Here is a 14,428-nt window from a genome sequence, read left to right as displayed (position 1 = left end):
CTTCGTGAGATATTCACTGCCCTATGGCGTATCTCCTGAACTCACTAGCGCCGGAACAGGCCCCGGCCCTTGGTCTTGTGCATGGTCTTCATCATCGCCTTCATGTCGTCGAAGGTCTTGATGAGGCGATTGACCTCCTGCACGCTGGTGCCCGAACCGGCGGCGATGCGTTTGCGGCGGGAGGCGTTGAGGATTCTGGGGTCGCGGCGCTCGCGCGGGGTCATGGAGAGCACGATGGCCTCGAGCCGGTTGAGCGCCTTATCGTCAACCTGGAAGCCTGCGGGCAGCATGCGCGACATGCCGGGGATCATCTTGAGAATGTCGCCGAAGCTGCCCATCTTGCGGATCTGGCGCATCTGGCTGATGACGTCCTCGAGGGTGATCTCGCCCGGAGCCTTGAGGGGAGCCTCGAGCTCGGCAGCCTTGGCCTTCTCCAGCAGGGTCTGGAGGTCGCCCATGCCCAGGATGCGCTGGGCCAGGCGGTCGGGGTAGAAGGGCTCGAGGCCATCGAGCTTCTCCGAAATCCCCGCGAAGTAGATGGGCTTTTGCGTCACGTGCCGCGCCGAAAGCGCCGCCCCACCGCGCGCGTCGCCGTCGAGCTTGGTGAGGATCAGGCCCGTGACCCCGATGCGCTCGTCGAAGGTCTTGGAGACGTTCAGCGCCTCCTGCCCGGTCATGCTGTCCACGACCAGCAGCGTTTCCGTGGGGCCTACTGCCGCCTTCAGCCGGGCAAGCTCGTTCATGAGGTTCTCGTCGATTTGAAGCCGACCGGCGGTATCGACGAGAACCAGGTCGCGGTAGTCGAAGGTCAGGTGCTGGCGCAGGCGCTGGGCGGTGGTCTCGGGTCGCTCGCCGTCGGCGACCTCGAGCACCGGCACCCCCACCTTCTCGCCCAGGATTTTGAGCTGCTCGCGGGCGGCGGGGCGCTGGGTGTCGGCGGCCACCAGCAAAGGGCGGCGTCCCTTGCCCTTGTAGAACTGAGCCAGCTTGGCGGCGTGGGTGGTCTTGCCCGAGCCCTGCAGGCCCACCAAAAACCACACGTTGCCCTCGTTCTTCAGCACCGGTTGCCTGGCCTCGCCCCCCAGCACCTCGGTGAGCTCCTCGTAGACGACGCTGAGGATTTGCTCGGCGGGGGTGAGGCTCTCGAGCACCTGCTGCCCGAGGGCCTTCTCCTGGATTTTGGCGACGAACTCCCTGGCTACCTCGAAGTTCACGTCGGCCTCGAGCAGGCTCACGCGGATCTCGCGCAGGGTGGCCTTGAGGTCGGCCTCGCTGATACGACCCCGCCCGCGCAGCTTGTCCACTGCGTCGCGGATGCGGCGGCTTAGCGTCTCAAACATGCTTTCTGGCTCCCTCAGACCTCAAAAAATCACTCAAGCCTTTTTTGCGATTGAAAGCCCTCTTTTTGAGGGCCGCCCGCCAGGGTAGCAGCACAAGGTTGAGCGTGTCAATATCAAGTTGGGGGTCGGTGAGGGCCGGGAAGCAAAAGTGAGCTACAATCCCCCTAGAGAACGCTATGCGCCTCCTGGCTCCCCTACTCACCCTTGCCCTGGCGCTGGGCACGGCCCTGGGCTGCGGCTTCACCAACTCGCAGATCTGGCTCGCCATGCGCGAAGCCAGCGATCAGAGCTTCGACAGGGTCTACCTCTCGATGCTGCTGCCGCACTACGAGGGCATGCACAAGCTGGGGGAGGAGTACTTGCCGTACGCCAAGGACCCGGCCATGAAGCGTTGGGTCGAGGGGATGATGGGCGACCGCAAGGCGCGGCTGGAGGAGATAGGCCGCCTGCTCGAGAGCCTGGGCGGTGGCAGGCCCCTGATTAAGGAGATCATGCAGATCGAGATGGATGCCGATCTCGACCAGCTCAGCCTGGACCTGGGCAAGCCGAGCGTGCGCGACACCTTCGCCAACGTGATCTCCACCAACCTCGCTACCAGCGTCAACCTCTCGCAGATCGCATTGCAGCGCTCGAAGAACCGGGCGGTGCTCGAGTTCGCCCGGCGCATCCGCGATGGGGAGACCAAGCGCGCCGAACAACTGCAACTGGTGATGCTGGGGCGCTGAAGCGACTCTTTCCCCGCCATCGCCTCTTCTGGGCCCGAGAGGGGAAGCTAGGGGTGAGGTCCGAAAACGGTTGCCACCGGGGGCCCGCGGTGCTACCCTATCGAAGGCTCTAAGCCCCTTCGGGACCGCTGGCATGGGGTCAGAGGCTCGAAGGTTTCAGGAGGCACCGTGGAAGATTACAGCGACAGTCGAAGGTTTAGCCCGGTGCGCTCTGTGCTTTTGAGCCACCGCTAATCCCTCGACAATCCCGTACTTCACGGCTGCTTCCTTCCAAGGCCGCACTGCTGTGCTGTTTAAAGCGCAACAGGGGCACAGAAGGAGGTGGCAAATGTACGATACCGAGCGCCTTGCAGCCATCCAGGCTCTCCAGAACGCCCTCACCGAAAGCGACGCGGTGGCGGTGAAGGCGGCGCTGGAGGAACTCTACGCTCCGGAGATCATCGACAACTGGGCCGAGTTCGCACCCGAGCACCACCTGGTCATCCTGACGCTGCTGCCTACTGGCGAAGCTGCCGAGGTCTTCAGCCACCTCGAGGAAGACGAGCAAACCGCGCTGCTCGAGGCCCTCCCGCGCTGGCGGGTGAAGGAACTGCTGGGCGAACTCCACCTCGACGACCTCACCGACACCCTACAGGCCGTCGAGGAAGAAGACCCCGAGCTAGCCGAGGAAATCAAAGCCGAGCTCGACCCCGAGACCCGCGCCGAGGTCGAGGAACTCTCCGAGTACGAGGAGGACGAGGCCGGGGGGCTGATGACCTCGGAGTACATCGCCCTGCGCGACTCGATGAGCGTGGAGGAGGTGCTGCGCTTTTTGCGCCGGGTGGCCCCCGATGCCGAGCAGGTGTACTACCTCTACGTCGTGGACGTGGCGGGGCGGCTGGAGGGCGTGGTGAGCCTGCGCGACCTGATCGTAGCCGACCCCAAGACCAGGGTGCGCGAGATCATGAACCCCGACGTGAAGTACGTGCGTACCGACACCGACCAGGAGGTGGTGGCCCGCATGATGGCCGACTACAACTTCCAGGTCCTGCCGGTGGTGGACGAAAACGGGGTACTCTCGGGGATCATCACCATCGACGACGTGGTAGACGTCATCGAGGAGGAAGCCACCGAGGATATCTACCGGCTGGGTGCGGTGGAGGCTCCGGAACTGGTCTATAGCCGCTCGACGCTGTGGGATCTGTGGAGTGCGCGGGTGCGCTGGCTGGTGGTGCTGATCGTGGGGGGGATGTTCTCCAGCAGCATCCTCGAGGGCTTCGAGGCCACCTTGAGCGCGGTCACCGCCCTGACCTTCTACCTCACCATCCTGCTGGGGGCGGGGGGCAACACCGGCAACCAGTCCTCCACACTCATCGTGCGCGCGCTCGCCACGGGCGACGTGCGGGGGCGCGACTGGTGGCGCATCCTCTTCAAGGAACTGGGCGTGGGGGCGTTGCTGGGGCTCACCCTGGCGGCGGTGCTGGCGATCAAGGTGGTGATCGACGGGCACACCGAGATCCTGCCGGTGCTGGTGCTCTCGCTGGCCACCTTGATGACCGTGACCAACATCGTGGGGGCGCTGCTGCCCATCGGCATCAAGAAAATCGGGCTCGACCCGGCGCTCATCTCCAATCCCCTCATCGCTACCTTGAGCGACCTGACCGGGCTGCTGATTTACCTGGGCATGGCCAAATGGCTGCTGAAGCTATGAAGCTGGAGATGGTGGTCGAGTGGACCATCGGCACCCGCGAGCGCTACGACTGGAAGGGCGGGGTGCTGGTGGCCCGCCAGCCCTGGGGCTGGGAACTGCCCCCCGTCAACTACGGCTGCATTCCGCGCTACTTCAACCCCGCCGACCAGGCTGAACTCGACGCGATCTGGTGCGACCCGGCCCCCGTCGCGCCGGGGGTGTGGCTCGAGGGCGAGGTGCTGGGCATGGTCTGGGTCAACGACCTCGACCACAAGATTTTGCTGGGTCGGCCCGGCGACCTGAAGAAGCTCGATAGAGCGGGCCTCGAGGCCTGGTTCGTCGGGCGCGACGCCCGCATTACCGCAGCCGAGGAAGCCCTGGCCTTCATCGCCTCCCTGCCTGCGGGCTCGGGGTAGGATTGGTTGGAGTCGCCGGAGGTTTGCCGTGTATTACCCACTGGACAGCCGTTACGACACCATGCTCTATCGCCGCGCGGGCCGCAGTGGCTTGCAGCTTCCGGCCATCTCGCTGGGGCTGTGGCACAACTTCGGCGGTGTGGACCGCTACGAGGATGCCCGCCAGATGATCCGCCGGGCCTTCGACCTGGGCATCACCCACTTCGACCTCGCCAACAACTACGGCCCGCCGCCGGGGTCGGCAGAGGAGACCTTCGGGCGGGTGCTGCGCGACGACCTGAGGCCCTACCGTGACGAACTGATCGTCTCGACCAAGGCCGGGTACCTGATGTGGCCGGGGCCTTATGGTGACTGGGGCTCGCGCAAGTACCTGCTCGCCAGCCTCGACCAGAGCTTGAAGCGCATGGGCCTGGAGTACGTGGACATCTTCTACCACCACCGCCCTGATCCATCCACGCCGCTGGAGGAAACCCTGGGCGCGCTGGACCAGGCTGTGCGCAGTGGCCGGGCTTTGTACGTGGGTGTCTCCAACTACCCCCCCGACCTCACCCGCCAGGCTGCCCGGATGCTGCGGGCCATGGGCACCCCCTTCGTCATCCATCAGCCTAGCTATTCCATGTTCAACCGCTGGATCGAAGACGGCCTCACCGCCGTGCTGGCCGAGGAGGGCATCGGCAGCATCGTCTTCTCGCCGCTGGCCCAGGGCCTGCTCACCGACAAGTACCTGGGGGGCATCCCCGAGGGCTCGAGGGCGGCCAAACCCCACGGCTTCCTCAAGCCCGAGCACCTCACAGAGGATAAACTCGTCAAGGTGCGCCGCCTGAACGAACTCGCCCAGGCACGGGGCCAGACCCTTGCCCAGCTCGCCCTTGCTTGGGTGCTGCGCCTGCCCACCACCACCTCCGCCCTCATCGGGGCCAGTCGCCCCGAACACATCGACGATGCGGTGGGAGCGCTGAAGAAGCTGGATTTGTCGGAGGGGGAATTGCGGGCCATCGAGGCGATTCTGAGCTAGGGAGGTCGGACGCGATACGCAAAACGCAATACGCCAAAGGCAAAACGCGAGTGGCTATCGGCGCTTCCGTGGCCCTTTTCATCGCAGGCCACGTGCCACAAGCTGCGCGATCCCTTGACACAAACCATGAGCCCCCACCTTTTGCCGAGGGCTGGCTGCATTCGGTTCGGGGGAACGGGCTTGACGCTTTGCTATTTGCCGTCTATATTGGAGTTTGCGGCTTCGGAGGCCAATCCCTCCTGAGCCAGGAGCATCGCGGGGTGGAGCAGTCTGGTAGCTCGTCGGGCTCATAACCCGAAGGTCATAGGTTCAAATCCTATCCCCGCAACCAGAACCCAGAAGCGCAGGGCCACCCCTGCGCTTCTCAATTACCCGTACTTGACCGCTCTCGCCTCAGACGCTACACTTTTTACGTTGTGCTGATGGCACACGCAAAGCCTGGCTGTGTAGCTCAGCTGGTTAGAGCGAACGACTCATAATCGTTAGGTCGGCGGTTCAAGTCCGCCCACAGCCACCAAGACGACGGGAGCGGGGCGGGGTTCAGGACCCCGCCCTTTTCGATATTGGCCTCACCCCTGCTGACACTCGGTGTTCGGCGCATTCCCACGGGTTTGCCGGTTTAACTCAAGCTTCAACTTTGGGGCTCATTTCCCAAATACCCCAGCCGACCTGGGCCTCGAGGTCTATAAAGGGTTCATGAGGATCGCTATTGGTGGGGCTGTTGGGTGGTTGTTGCTGGTTTTGCCGATGGCCTGGGCTGAATCGAGCCCCTGCCTCTCGCAGAAGACCGAAGGCATCTTCAACGGTGTGGTCATGATGGCCAAGCCCACCTGGCTCATCAAGGAATGCGGTCATACCGAGGGCCAGGTTTTGCTGCAGATCAAGCTGTGGATCAAGGGCAACGGGCGCAGCCCTTTTTCCGATGAGTCCTATTTCTCCACAAACCCCAAGGGGGCCAGCATCCTCTTGAAAGCCCTTGACGATGCGGGCTGGAGCAACTTCTCCGAGAACACCGTGCGGGCGGGGGGCGTCGTGGCTACCGTGCGCCACTACAAACACGACAAATTTGGCTTTCTGGCCTTCGGAGTGACCCAAACCCGCACGGAGCTTTTCTTGAGCTTCGTGCGCTACCGGTAGGCCTACTGTCGGACTCCGCGCTTCAGGCCGGGATGGCGAACTGGCGGAAAAACTGCTCGAGTTGCTCGATGGGCCCTGCTGCGCTCTGGCTGGCTTCGGCGATCCAGTGGGGGTCTTCGAAGTGCAGCGCGAGCAGGGCCAGGCTCCAGGTTTCGCTCAGGGCTTCCCGGATGAGGGCTTTGGCACGGGTCGTGGCCTGCGGGTGAGCCAGGGCCAAGGCCGCGAGCTGCTCGAGGTCTTCCATGCGTGAGTTCAGTTCGTGCATAGCTGCTCCCTTGAGCCGGTACGGCAGAGGTGGCTAGGGAGAAACGTAGAAGGGTTTGCCCATCCGGCTGATTCGATGGTAGCCAGGCTGGGGTGATGGGCGGGGTCATTTGCCACAGGTGGATGAACGAAAGCTAATGTTTGTGCGTCATGTCTCCTATACCCGAAGCATCGATAGTCGATGGTCGGTTGCCGGTGACCAGGTGCAAGAACAGACCCGCGCCGGCTTTCCTGGCCCTCAGCTACGGTTCGGCCTGGCTTTGGCTGGCGGGGCCAGGAATATTCCGATCCCGTAGGCCAATTTGCGGGTGGGAGAGATGAGCAGGCGTTGCTGCCAGACCAGCCCGGTGCTCGAGCCCCCGTCGAGCAGGATGGCGTCCTTGGCCCCCAGCCGGGCCATGATCTTGGCGGTTTCGGAGAGGGTGAGGGGCTGGCGGGTACTGACGAAGATCAAAAAGCGCTCGTTGACCAGGCCCACCACGCTGCGCCGGGCCCGGCTCCAGATGGCCGGGTCGTTGTAGCCCTCCGAGCGCGGCCACACCACCACCCGGCCCTCCCGCAGCACGTAGGGCCCGCTGGCGATCACGGTTTCATAGCCGCGCCAGGGCTCCTGGCGGTTGTGGATGCGTGCACGGTTGTCGGGTGTGATGGAGAGCGCGGTGGGGATGCGGCCCCTCGAGAGTTGCTGGCCACCTACCACCAGATCTCCGGCGGGTGAAAAGGTGCGGGGGTGAAAATATCCGCCGTTGATGGCCGCTACCAGCCGAGGCTGCCGAGCCAGGCTCAGCAGAGGGGCGCCGCCTCGCCCCAGACCCCCCTGGGGCAGAAGGGGCCTGATCCGCACCTGGGGGTGGGCTAGGTTGACCTGAACGGCCAGCACCGGAACACCCAGCACCGGGCCATTGATGAGCCTGACGGCGAAGCTGGGCGGCGGCGGGCTGAGCCACAGCTTTTGGCCCCTGAAGATCACATTGCTCTCCAGGTTGTTCCAGCGTTTGAGCTGGGCCTGGCTCAGCTTGTGCCGCTTGGCGATGCCCCACAGCGTATCGCCCCGCTGCACCACGTAGACCTTGGAGGTCTGGGCCCAGGCCGAGCCGAAAAGCACGACGAAAGCGACCAGCCACCCCAACCATCCTCGAGCGCTTCGTCCCATCTGCACCGTAAATTTAGGGTAGCGCAGGTGTGGTGTGTTGAGAGGCGATTATAACCATCGCACAAGGGGCAAACTCATGTGAGTTGTCGCAGGGTCTTCGCTCCCAACCTCGAGCGCAGCAGCAGGAACAGCTCCGCTGTTGCCAGGGCGTCGTAGAGGGCGTGGTGCTCGAGGTGAGGGGGCAGGCCGAAATGGGCGCGGGCTTCGGCCAGGCCCCTGGGCAGCGGGCGGCTATGGGGCTCGAGGTAGCACTGCCGCTCTTGTAGTTTGGCGATCAGGCGCACGGTATCGAGCACCCGGGGCCTGGGCCAGGGGCGGTGCAGGTGGCCATAGGCCCTGCGCAGGAAGCCCATGTCCACGGGGGCGTGGTGCAGCAGCAGAATTCCTTGGCTCAGGCGAGGGTGAATGGCCTCGAGCGCCTCCGCCAGAGGGGGGGCGGCCTCGAGTTCGGCGGGCACGATGTGGTGGGCTCGGATGCCTTCGTGCGACAGCGGCAGACCTGCCTGGGGTCGCACGAGGCTGTAGAAATGCTCACCGTAGCAGATGACTCCCTGCCGGATGGGCACCATCCCCACCGAGAGGATCTGGTCGGTGGGGGAGAGGCCGCTGGTCTCGAGGTCCAGCGCCCAGTAGGTCTGGGAGTCCCAGCGCATCGCTATCCAAGGAGGTCGGTCTGGAAGCGCTGGCCGAGGGCCTCCTGCATCTCGCGCAGCAGCACGAAGGCCTCCTTGAGGTGGCGGCGCTCGAGCGCGGAGAGAGCCTCGAGGGACACCTTGTTGCCAGGAGCCTCCCCGCGACGGAGTGCGCCGAGCTGCTCGCGCAGGCGCAGGCGCGTCAGGAAGTTGAAGGCCTCGGCTAGGGTCTCAGCTCCCTCGGCGCTCAGCTTGCCCGCGCGGGCGGCGGCCTCGAGCCGCTCGAGCGTGCTTCGCGCCGGGCTGAGGGCTTCGAGGGCGTAGACCCTGGCCAGGCTCACGATGGGCGCGATGCCCCCCTTCTTGAGATCGACCCCTCCCTCCTCCTCCCGGATGCGGCGGAAGAAACCCAGCGGTGGGCGGAACTGGAGCGCCGAGCGGGCCATCTGGGCCAGGAAGATGCGGTGCTGGCCGCTGTGGGCAACGAGTTGCTCGAGGCTTTGCAGCGACAGATTCCCGTGAACCGGGCGGAAATCGAAGAAGATCTGGGCCTCGAGCAACTCCTGCGGGTTGGGCTGCTGGATCCAGTGGCCGAAGAGCCGCTCCCACTCGGCCAAGGGCTTGTGCCAGCGGGTGGCCATATAGCCGCCGGGACAGGGCGGGAAGCCGGCCTGCAAGAGCCCCTGCACCACGAACTCGGCCAGGCGGGCGAAGTAGGGCCGGGCCTCGGGCAGGTCGTCCTGGTAGATCAGGGCGTTGTCCTGGTCGGTCAGCAGGGTCTGCTCCATGCGCCCTTCGCTGCCGAAGACGATCCAGGCGTAGGGGGTGGGGGGTGGTCCAAGCCTGGCCTCGGCCAGCTCGAGCAGCACCCGCACGAGCTGATCGTTGAGGCTGCTCACGCTGCGCCCGATCGAAGGAGCCCCCAGCCCTCCGGCCATGAGCGACTCGACTACCCCGGTGAGCTCCTCGCGGTAGCCCTGCAGGTCGGCGGGGTCGCGGGTGCGCTCGAGGCGGCGCAGCAGGTAGAGAGGGCTGCGGGTCTGCTGGCGCATGAGCACGGTGTCGGTGATCACCCCCACGATGCGCCCGTCTCGGGTGACAGGGAGGTGGTGGATGCCCTGCGAGACCATGAAAGCCAGCGCCTCGAACAGCGGGGTCTCGGCGTTGAGGGTCTTGGCTGGAGCGCTCATCACCTCGGCCAGCGGGGTTTCGGGGCCGCGCCCTTCGGCCAACACCCGGTTGCGCAGGTCGCGGTCGGTGAGGATGCCCAGGGGTTCCCCTTCCACCAGCAGCGAGCTAATCCGCTGTTCGCGCATGATCTGGGCCGCCTGGCCGATGCTGGCGCTGCGGGCCACGAACACCGGAGGGCGGCTCACCAGCTCCCCCACCGGCATGCTCAGGTCGAGGTTGAGGGTGCTGGGGGCGTGGTGGAGGGCCTTCGAGACCAGCCGCAGCCGCTCGGCCAGGTCCCGGCTGAAGAACTGCGCGAACTCGGGGTAGGCCAGCAGTCCGCGGAAGATCTTTTGCTCCCAGCGGTAGACCAGCAGATCCTCCTCGGCCACCACGTCGAAGGACGGCGCGTCCTGCGCCAACAGCGAGGGGTAGCCGAAGCAGTCGCCTTCCTCCAGCAGCAGCACTTCTCGGCCCTCGCGCAGCAGACGGGCCGCGCCCTTGCGGATGAGGTAGAGGTGCTCGCTGGGTGGTCCCGTGTGAGCGAGAACCCGCGTGCCCTTGGGGAAGAAGCTGATCTCGAGACCCCGTTCCACCGCCGCGAGCGCTTCTGGGGGTAGGCGGTCGAAGGGTGGGGTCTGCCGGATGAACTCGAGGGGGGTCAAGGTGTTTCCCACTGCCTATTGGCTTCTCATCCCTTCCCCTGCTCAGCCGCTTTAGCCTCGCCCGGCAGTCGCGCGATGAAGCCCGAGGCCAGCCAGGCTGCGAGGGCGAAAACCAGGAAGATGGCCTGCTGGGCCTGGGGGCCTTGCAGCAGGAGCTGGAGGGTCAGCCCCAGGCCCAGCGCCGGGATAGACAGCAGCAGCGTGCGGGCTACCCGCTCCCAGCCCCGCCCCGCGGGCAGGGGCCAGAACCAGGAGAAGCCGACTCCCAGCAGGCTGCCTAGCACCACGGCCAGGAGCAGCTCGAGCATCTGGAGCGGGGTAGGAAGGGGAAAGCCGAAGAAGGGGCTGCCCAGCAGGTAGAACACCCCTACTCCCAGGTAGATCCCCACCACCCGCCGCAACAGGTGGGGGAGGCTCAGGGTCGTGGTTTTGGCCGGTTGCATGACTTTAGGATAAGCCGTCATTTCCCTCCTATATGAGGGTCCCCCCTGAATGCAGGGGGGGCCGGCTCGAGGACGCCTAATCGTGAGCCGACGCCGCCCCGGCGCCGCGGGGGATGCGTAGGTCTTCGACCATGTGCTGCACGGTCTCCGGCGGGGCCGCGGTGGCGCGGGAGACCACCCAAGCCACGACGAAGTTGAGCACCATCCCCACCGTGCCGATGCCCTCGGCGCTGATGCCAAACCAGTTGGGCAGCGCGGGCGCTGCTTGCCCGAAGAGCACGTCGGACTTCATCAGCAGGATCATGACGGTGGTGAAGATCAACCCCGTCAGCATCCCCGCGATGGCGCCCTGGCTGTTCATGCGCTTGTCGAAGATGCCCAGCACGATGATGGGGAAGAAGGAACTCGCCGCCAGGCCGAAGGCGAAGGCCACCACCTGGGCCACGAAGCCCGGTGGATTGACCCCGAAGTAGGCTGCGATCACCACCGCCACGCCGATCATGACGCGCCCCACCAGCAGCCGCTGGGCCTCCGAGGCGCCGGGGTTGATGAGCCGGTAGTAGATGTCGTGGGCCACCGAACTGCTCACCACCAGCAGCAAGCCCGAAGCCGTGGACATCGCCGCGGCCAGGCCACCCGCCGCCACCAGCGCGATGATCCAGGGGGCCAGCCCCGCCACCTCGGGGGTGGAGAGCACGATGATGTCGTTGTCGAAGTAGACCTCGTTGCGGCTGGCGGGGTTGGGGCTGGTGAAGTCGGGCCGTCCGCTCTTGAGGTTGAAGGCCCGGCCCGGCGCGAAGGTGATGCGGCCGTCGCCGTCCTTGTCGGTGAACTGCAAGAGCCGGGTCTTTTCCCACTTGGCCACCCAGGGGATAGCCCGAACTTCCTCGAGGCTCTTGCCATTCAAGGTCTGGATCAGGTTGTAGCGGGCGAAGGAGGCCAGCGCCGGGGCGGTGGTATAGAGCAGGGCGATGAACAGCAGCGCCCAGCCCGCCGATATACGAGCGTCTTTCACGTTGGGCACGGTATAGAAGCGCACGATGATGTGCGGCAGACCGGCAGTGCCCACCATCAGCGCCATGGTGATGCAGAAGACGTCGATCATGGGCTTGGTGCTGGCGGTGTAGGCGGCGAAACCCAGGTCCTGGTGGATCTGGTTGAGCTTGGGCATCAGATCGCTGAAGGTAAAGCCCATCTGCGGGATGGGGTTGCCGGTGAGCACGCTCGAGATGGCGAAGGCTGGGATGGCGTAGGCTATGATCAGCACCACGTACTGCGCCACCTGGGTGTAGGTCACGCCCTTCATGCCGCCGATGATGGCAAAGAAGCCCACCACCGCCACCCCGATGATCACGCCGGTGGCGATGTCCACCCCCACGAAGCGGCTGAACACGATGCCCACCCCCCGCACCTGGCCGGCCACGTACACGAAGGAGATGAAGATGGCGGCGATGGCCGCGATGAGCCGGGCCGTTTGGGAGTAATAGCGGTCGCCCACGAAGTCGGGGACGGTGTACTTGCCGAACTTGCGCAGGTACGGCGCCAGCAGCAGTGCCAGCAGCACGTAGCCGCCGGTCCAGCCCATCAGGTATACCGCGCCGTCGTAGCCCAGCGTGGAGATCAGGCCGGCCATCGAGATGAAGCTGGCCGCCGACATCCAGTCGGCTGCGGTGGCTGCTCCGTTGGCGATGGGGTGCACGCCACGCCCGGCGACGTAGAAGCCCTGCGTGTCGCGCACCCGTGCCCAGTAGCCGATGTAGATGTACACGGCAAAGGTGATGCTGACGATGATATAGGTCCAGGTCTCAACCGACATGCCTTCACTCCTTATTCGTGAACGTTGAACTGCTCGTCCACCCGCTGCATCCGCGCGGCGTAGACGAAGATCAGGATCACGAAGACGTAGATCGAGCCCTGCTGGGCGAACCAGAAGCCCAGCGGCAGGCCGCCGAGCCGGATGCCGTTGAGGGCCGGCGCCAGCAGGATGCCGAAGACGTACGAGACCAACGCCCAGATCGCCAGCAGGCTGACGATAAGGTTGAGGTTGGCCTTCCAGTAAGCCGCTGCCTTGCTTTTATCCATCACAACAAACCCTCCCCAGACCATCGGACGATGGATAGACGACGCCGAGTTATTGGTCTTGGGGCGAACTTTAGCACTCGCTTTTCGGGCAGGCAAGTTTTCCGCCTTTTTCAGCCATATGCGAAAACCAGGAAATCCCCGTGCGGATAGGTACCCGGCGGCACTTGACCGGCCAGGGAGACCTGGCCGAGAAAGAACGTTTTTGGGCTATTCCTCGAGCGTGCTGAGGTCGCCGGGATCGGCTCCGGTTTCCCTGGCCCGCAGCACCCGCCGCAGGATCTTGCCGCTCTTGGTGCGGGGGAGCTGGGGGATGAAGACCACCTCGACGGACACCTCGAGCGGCCCCAGCTGGCGGCGCAGGTGGGTGGCGAGCTTCTGGGCCATCACCGCCTGCACCTCCGGCCCCATGTCCGGGGTGCGGGGCACCACGTAGAGCTTGATGATCTCTCCGCGCTCGGGGTCGGGCAACCCGATGGCCGCGGCCTCCACCACCGCCGGGTGCGAGAGCATGGCCCCTTCGAGCTCGGCGGTGCCGATGCGCTGTTCCCCGACTTTGATCACGTCGTCACCCCGACCCAGCAGGGTGATGTAGCCCTCCTCATCGCTCATCGCGATGTCGCCGGTGAGATACAGCCCCTCCTGGACGGCCTTCTCGTAGCCGGCGGGGTTGTTCCAGAGGGTGTGCATGAACTGGGGAAAGCCGGGCTGCAAGGCCAGGCGACCTTTGTGCCCCACGGGCACTGGCTGGCCCTCGGCGTCGAGGATGAGCGCCTTCACGCCGGGCAGGGGGAAGCCCACCTTGCCGGGTTTGGCCGGCAGGCACAGCGGGGTGGCCAGGCAGGGGGCTGCGGTCTCGGTCTGCCACCAGTTGTCGATGGTCCAGGCCAGGTGTTCGGTGGCCCAGTGCCAGACCTCGGGGGCCAAGTATTCGCCCACGCTCCCCACCAGGCGCAGGTTCCTCAAGTCGGCGCGGCTGCGCCACTCCGGGCCGTGGCGGCGAAAAGTGCGCAGCCAGGTGGGGCTGGTGAGCAGCACGTTTACCGCCTGATGCTCGAGGGTCTCGTAAAAGCTGCCGGGGTCGGGGTAGTCCAGCCTCTCCTCGCGCAGCACGGTGGTCAGTCCTTCCAGCAGCGGCGCGTAGAGCCCATAGGCGTGCCCCACGATCCACGACAGGTCGGCGGTGGTCCAGAAGGTCTCGCCGTCCTTGAGGTCGAACAGCGTGCGCAGGTGGTAGGTGGTGCCCACCATGAAGCCCGCGTGGGTGTGAACTACCCCCTTGGGCTTGCCGGTGGAGCCGGAGGTGTAGAGGATGAACAGGGGGTGCTCGGCGGGCAGGGGCTCGGCGGGGGTATCGGGTCGCTGGCGCTCGAGCAACTCCCAGAACTCCAGCGCATGTCCCTCTCCACCCCGCCCGTGCCAGAGCACCTGGAGATCGAGCCCCTCGGTGGCGGCCTGAACCAGCGGCACCAGCGAGAGGGCCCGCCCGGACTGGTACATGCGGTCGGAAGCCACCAGCAGCCGGGCCTGGGTGTCCACCAGCCGCTCGTGCAGCACGCTGCTGCCCAGCCCTGCCGCAACGGCGGTATGGATGGCACCGATGCGGGCGCAGGCCAGCAGGGTCAGGGCGGCCTCGAGGCCGGTGGGCATGTACACCGCCACCCGGTCGCCCACCCGTAGGGAAGCCCAGGATCAGATGTTCAAGGAGGTAGAAGCGGCC

Annotated in this window: 14 protein-coding genes and 2 tRNA genes; 7 read left to right on the top strand and 9 right to left on the bottom strand. The window is 65.5% G+C overall.

Annotated elements, in window-relative coordinates; all coding sequences use genetic code 11:
- Positions 1-44 precede the first annotated feature (44 nt).
- Positions 45-1,340 (bottom strand): signal recognition particle protein, encoded by a 1,296-nt coding sequence (ffh, locus tag Mrose_RS11155; protein WP_119278250.1) that lies wholly within the window; start codon positions 1,338-1,340, stop codon positions 45-47.
- 176 nt (positions 1,341-1,516) lie between these two features.
- On the opposite strand from ffh, the gene Mrose_RS11150 reads away from it, so the two are divergent.
- The 7 genes from Mrose_RS11150 (at position 1,517) to Mrose_RS11120 (ending at position 6,302) form a co-directional block, all read left to right on the top strand.
- A complete protein-coding gene (locus Mrose_RS11150; protein WP_119278248.1) occupies positions 1,517-2,065 on the top strand; it encodes a DUF305 domain-containing protein in 549 nt (182 codons plus the stop codon).
- Between the two features lie 328 nt (positions 2,066-2,393).
- Positions 2,394-3,755 carry a magnesium transporter gene (gene mgtE / locus Mrose_RS11145; protein ID WP_119278246.1) on the top strand — a complete coding sequence of 454 codons (1,362 nt, stop codon included), beginning with the start codon at positions 2,394-2,396 and terminating at the stop codon, positions 3,753-3,755.
- The gene (locus Mrose_RS11140) at positions 3,752-4,150 is read left to right on the top strand and encodes an inorganic diphosphatase (RefSeq protein WP_119278244.1); all 399 of its coding nucleotides are present in this window, start codon (positions 3,752-3,754) and stop codon (positions 4,148-4,150) included. The genes mgtE and Mrose_RS11140 overlap by 4 nt, the downstream gene beginning before the upstream one ends.
- A 28-nt stretch (positions 4,151-4,178) precedes the next feature.
- Positions 4,179-5,165, top strand: a complete 987-nt coding sequence (mgrA, locus tag Mrose_RS11135) for an L-glyceraldehyde 3-phosphate reductase (protein ID WP_119278242.1) — start codon at positions 4,179-4,181, stop codon at positions 5,163-5,165.
- Between the two features lie 254 nt (positions 5,166-5,419).
- A tRNA-Met gene (locus Mrose_RS11130) sits at positions 5,420-5,496 on the top strand.
- Positions 5,497-5,605: 109 nt separating this feature from the next.
- Positions 5,606-5,682: transfer RNA gene (locus Mrose_RS11125), tRNA-Met, on the top strand.
- Between the two features lie 179 nt (positions 5,683-5,861).
- Positions 5,862-6,302, top strand: coding sequence for a hypothetical protein (locus Mrose_RS11120; protein WP_147371628.1), 441 nt, complete (start codon positions 5,862-5,864; stop codon positions 6,300-6,302).
- A 22-nt stretch (positions 6,303-6,324) separates the two neighbouring features.
- Here the strand turns inward: Mrose_RS11120 and Mrose_RS11115 are convergent, their stop codons facing one another.
- From Mrose_RS11115 to Mrose_RS11080, 8 genes are all read right to left on the bottom strand, one after another.
- Positions 6,325-6,567 carry a hypothetical protein gene (locus tag Mrose_RS11115; RefSeq protein WP_147371627.1) on the bottom strand — a complete coding sequence of 81 codons (243 nt, stop codon included), beginning with the start codon at positions 6,565-6,567 and terminating at the stop codon, positions 6,325-6,327.
- Positions 6,568-6,804: 237 nt separating this feature from the next.
- Positions 6,805-7,719, bottom strand: coding sequence for a phosphodiester glycosidase family protein (locus Mrose_RS11110; RefSeq protein WP_245969847.1), 915 nt, complete (start codon positions 7,717-7,719; stop codon positions 6,805-6,807).
- Between the two features lie 74 nt (positions 7,720-7,793).
- On the bottom strand, positions 7,794-8,372 hold the full coding sequence (locus Mrose_RS11105; RefSeq protein ID WP_119278235.1) for a 3'-5' exonuclease: 579 nt from the start codon (positions 8,370-8,372) through the stop codon (positions 7,794-7,796).
- 2 nt (positions 8,373-8,374) lie between these two features.
- Positions 8,375-10,198 carry a putative nucleotidyltransferase substrate binding domain-containing protein gene (locus Mrose_RS11100; RefSeq protein WP_119278233.1) on the bottom strand — a complete coding sequence of 608 codons (1,824 nt, stop codon included), beginning with the start codon at positions 10,196-10,198 and terminating at the stop codon, positions 8,375-8,377.
- A gap of 14 nt (positions 10,199-10,212) precedes the next feature.
- On the bottom strand, positions 10,213-10,629 hold the full coding sequence (locus tag Mrose_RS11095; RefSeq protein WP_119278231.1) for a hypothetical protein: 417 nt from the start codon (positions 10,627-10,629) through the stop codon (positions 10,213-10,215).
- A gap of 76 nt (positions 10,630-10,705) precedes the next feature.
- Positions 10,706-12,445, bottom strand: a complete 1,740-nt coding sequence (locus Mrose_RS11090) for a sodium:solute symporter family protein (protein WP_119278229.1) — start codon at positions 12,443-12,445, stop codon at positions 10,706-10,708.
- Positions 12,446-12,456: 11 nt separating this feature from the next.
- Positions 12,457-12,711 carry a DUF4212 domain-containing protein gene (locus Mrose_RS11085; protein WP_119278227.1) on the bottom strand — a complete coding sequence of 85 codons (255 nt, stop codon included), beginning with the start codon at positions 12,709-12,711 and terminating at the stop codon, positions 12,457-12,459.
- A gap of 207 nt (positions 12,712-12,918) precedes the next feature.
- Positions 12,919-14,382: an acetate--CoA ligase gene (locus Mrose_RS11080; RefSeq protein ID WP_245969845.1), complete on the bottom strand. Its 1,464-nt coding sequence runs from the start codon at positions 14,380-14,382 to the stop codon at positions 12,919-12,921.
- Positions 14,383-14,428: the final 46 nt, after the last annotated feature.

The sequence above is a fragment of the Calidithermus roseus genome (genome assembly GCF_003574095.1).
Lineage (GTDB): Bacteria > Deinococcota > Deinococci > Deinococcales > Thermaceae > Calidithermus > Calidithermus roseus.
This window is presented reverse-complemented; position numbering and strand designations above follow the sequence as displayed.